The organism is Streptomyces sp. NPDC059853, from assembly GCF_042731495.1.
Lineage (GTDB): Bacteria > Actinomycetota > Actinomycetes > Streptomycetales > Streptomycetaceae > Streptomyces.
Map to the genome: position 1 here is coordinate 9,638 of NZ_JBHWJL010000131.1, position 3,553 is coordinate 13,190.

Below are 3,553 nucleotides of genomic sequence, written 5' to 3' on the forward strand. Positions count from 1 at the left end.
GTCCGGCCGGCCCGCGCGGTCGGCTCAGCCCTTCAGCCCGCCGCTGATCAGGTCCAGCCGCCAGAACCGCTGGAGGAACAGCAGCAGCAGGATCAGCGGGATCACCGAGACGGCGGTGCCGACGATGGCGATGCCGTACAGCGCCGGTTCGCCCGAACCCTTGGACAGCAGGGTGTACAGGCCCACGTTGATCGGGTACTTGTCCTCGTCCGAGAGCATGATGAACGGCAGCAGGAAGTTGTTCCAGTTACCGACGAACTGGAGCATGAAGATCGTCACCATGCCGGGCAGCATCATGGGCAGCCCGATCGAGGTGAAGATACGGAACTCGCTCGCCCCGTCGATGCGCGCCGACTCGATGGTGGCGTCCGGCACCGACGCCTCCGCGTAGACCCGGGCCAGATAGATGCCGAACGGGGAGATGAGCCCGGGCAGCAGCACCGACCAGTACGTACCGACCATGCCGATCTCCGCCATGATGATGTACTGCGGGATGGCCAGCGTCATCCCGGGCAGCAGCACCCCGGCCAGGATCAGGTAGAACAGCGGGGCGCGGCCCCGGAAACGGTACTTGGCGAAGGCGTAGCCGGCGGCGGTCGACACCAGCGTGCACAACAGGGAGCCGACCCCCGCGTAGTAGAGGCTGTTGAGCGCCCACTGCGTGAACTGGCCGTCGCCGTAACCGAAGAGGTCCCCGAGGTTGTCCAGCAGGCCGGTGCCGGGCTGGAAGGTGAAGGTGGAGAACAGCTGCGCGTTGGTCTTCGTGGCCGCGATGACGATCCACGCGACCGGGACCAGCGAGTAGAAGGCGCCGATCAGCAGGATCGCGGTGGGCAGCGCGCCGGGTCGCCGCGGGGTGCCCGGCGTCCGCCGGCCGGCCTGGTGGTCCGTCACTTGAAGCCTCCGAAGGCGCGGCGCTGGGTGGCCTTCAGCAGGACCAGCGAGACGAGCAGGGTGCCGACGGCGAGGAACACGGAGCCGGCGGCCGCCATGGGCAGGTCGTCCCGGATGAAGCCGTCGCGGTAGATGTGCATGAGCGGCACCCAGGTCTGGGATATCTCCGTGGTCATGGAGCTGAGCATGGTCGGCTCGCCGTAGACCTGGAGGGTGCCGATGAGGGCGAAGAGCCCGGTGAGGACGAGGGCGGGGGCGACCAGGGGGACCTTGATCCGCCAGGCGATCTGCCACTCGGTGCAGCCGTCGATGCGGGCGGCGTCGCACAGTTCGGCCGGGATACCGCGCAGCGAGGTGTAAATGATGATCATGTTGAAGCCGGTGCCGCCCCAGATGGCGATGTTCGCCAGTGACGGGTAGATGGCGCCGCCGTCCAGGAAGGGGATGGACTCCAGGCCCAGTTCGCGGGTCAGATGGCTGAACGGACTGGTCGAGGGGAGGTACATGAACCCCCACATCAGGGAGGCCACCACACCGGGGATCGCGTACGGGATGAAGATCGCGGTGCGGGTGAACCGCTTGGCCCGGGACGCCCCGTGGTCGAGCAGCAGCGCGAACAGCAGGGCGAGGCCGAGGGTGAGGGGGACGGCGATCACCCCGTAGAGGGCGAGCCGGCCGAACCCGGCCCAGAAGGCCCCGTCGGTGAGGATCTCCCCGTAGTTGGCCAGGCCGACGAACACCTCGTCGCGGATGCCGAAGACCCCTTCGTCGACGATGCGCAGGCCCTGGGTGCTGAGGAAGAGGGCGTAGAGGATGGGCACGCCCATGAAGGCGGCGAAGAGCAGCAGCGCGGGGGCGATGAGCACGTACGGCGCGAGGGTGCGCCGCTGTCGCCGGGGGCGCGGCCCGGCGTTCTGCTGCGGAGTGGTGGCTGCGGTTGCCATGGGCGGGTCACCTGTCGGGGAGGTCATGGGAGGGCCGATCACTGGGAGAGCCTGAAGCCGACGCGGCGCATCTCCTCGACGACGATCCGCTGGGTCTCGCGGATCGCGTCGGTGAGCGGTGTGCCGTCCCGGATCGCCGCGGACATCGCGTCGCGGTAGGCGTCGCCCGCGGTGGCGACGTTGGGGCCCCAGGTGACGTCGGAGACGGTGTTCGCCGCCGCGTGGGTGGCGATGTCCCAGTAGTCCTCCTGCCCCGCCATCAGCGCGGGGGGCGGCCCCTGGGTCGCGGCGGCCTGGCCGGCGACGCTCGCCGGGTACTGCCCCGAGGCGATCTGGAGTTCGTACGCGGTCTCGGCGGTGTTCATCCAGATGGCGAACTCGGCCGCCGCCTCGGGGTGGTCGGAGTTCTTGGTGACGGCCAGCGCGGTGCCGCCCTGGAGGGCGACGGCCTCGCTGCCCTCGTCCCAGCGGGGGAGCGGCGCGATGGCCCAGTCACCGGCCTGCCCGGCGGCGATGCCGTAGATCACGTCGGGTGCCCACAGGGCAGCCGGCCAGGTCAGCACCTCGCCCCGGTTGACCCGGTTGTTCCACTCGGGGGTGAGCAGCGGCTCGGCCTTGACCAGGTCGCGGTCGATCAGGTCCTCCCAGTAGGCGGCCACCTCCAGCGTCCGGTCGTCGCTGATGTCCACCGTCCACTCCCGGTCCTCCACGCTCCACCAGACGGCGCCGGCCTGCTGGGCGAACCCGGCGAAGCTGCCGAACTCGGTGGGGGCGAAGGTCGCCAGATGGGTCGACGGGTCGCGCTCGCGCACCTCGGCCGCGACCTCGGCGAACTCCTCCCAGGTGGCGGGCACCTCGATGCCGAGTTCGTCGAAGCGCCGCGCGTTGTAGAGCAGCACCATGGGGCCGATGTCCTGCGGGATGCCGTAGACCTGTCCCTCGAAGCGGGTCATCCCCCACACCTCGGGGGTGAAGGCGTCCTCGATGCCGGTGGTGTACGCGGCGATGTCCGCGAGCACGTCGGAGACGATCATCGACGGCACGGTGGGGTACTCGACGCAGGAGACGTCGGGGGCGTTGCCCGCCCGGCTGGCGGTCAGCAGCTTCGTCGCCGAGTCCACGCCGCCGCCGGCGTCCGTGTGCCGCACCCGGATGTGCGGGTGCGCGTCGTTGAACGCGGCGACCTTGGCCGCCTGCGACCCGCTCCAGCACCAGTAGTCGAGGGTGATCACCTTGTCGCCCGGGCTGCCCCCCGCACAGCCCGCGACCAGCGCCAGCGCGCCCAGGAGCGCGCCGTATCGGGCAAGTCCGCGCAGTTGCATGCGTTCCTCTCCTCCGGAGCGCGCGCGGCGTCGCGCTCGCCCCGGGTGAACACGCCAAGCAGCCCCGGACCTGGGGATGTTGGCTCTGTGACGGAGCCAAGCTAAGTCAGGTTTTGCAACTTGTCACGAGTTCTTGCGCGGATACTTTGGATTATGTGGAGTTGACGCGCAGTAATGTGGCCGCTTAGCTCTGCTGCAAAGCCAAGTGGCCACCCTCGCCACCCCTTGGCCGGGACAGCGACGCACCGCGGGGCCACGCGCAACCACCGAGGAGTGGAGACACCGTGCCGTCCGCACCGCCGCCCCCCGTCGACGCCTGGGCAACGGTCTCCGGGGCCGCTCGCCCCGTCCTGCGCGAACTGCTGGTCTACGGCCCGCGCACCCGCACCGACC

3 protein-coding genes are annotated in these 3,553 nt (G+C 69.9%); all 3 read right to left on the reverse strand.

What is annotated here, in order from left to right:
• Positions 1 to 24: 24 nt before the first annotated feature.
• Genes ACFV5N_RS15790 through ACFV5N_RS15800 form a run of 3 tightly spaced genes read right to left on the reverse strand, consistent with a single transcriptional unit; the run spans position 25 to position 3,160 of the window.
• Positions 25 to 894: a carbohydrate ABC transporter permease gene (locus ACFV5N_RS15790; protein ID WP_385599401.1), complete on the reverse strand. Its 870-nt coding sequence runs from the start codon at positions 892 to 894 to the stop codon at positions 25 to 27.
• Entirely contained in the window at positions 891 to 1,838 is a 948-nt protein-coding gene (locus ACFV5N_RS15795) for a carbohydrate ABC transporter permease (RefSeq protein ID WP_385599404.1), read from the reverse strand. The genes ACFV5N_RS15790 and ACFV5N_RS15795 overlap by 4 nt, the downstream gene beginning before the upstream one ends.
• 38 nt (positions 1,839 to 1,876) lie before the next feature.
• The gene (locus ACFV5N_RS15800) at positions 1,877 to 3,160 is read right to left on the reverse strand and encodes an ABC transporter substrate-binding protein (RefSeq protein WP_385599407.1); all 1,284 of its coding nucleotides are present in this window, start codon (positions 3,158 to 3,160) and stop codon (positions 1,877 to 1,879) included.
• Positions 3,161 to 3,553 lie beyond the last annotated feature (393 nt).

Bases quoted from the DNA above. Each gene is read 5' to 3' on its own strand.
- ACFV5N_RS15795 (WP_385599404.1), bottom strand. From the start codon at position 1,838: ATGGCAACCGCAGCCACCACTCCGCAGCAGAACGCCGGGCCGCGCCCC.
- ACFV5N_RS15800 (WP_385599407.1), bottom strand. From the start codon at position 3,160: ATGCAACTGCGCGGACTTGCCCGATACGGCGCGCTCCTGGGCGCGCTG.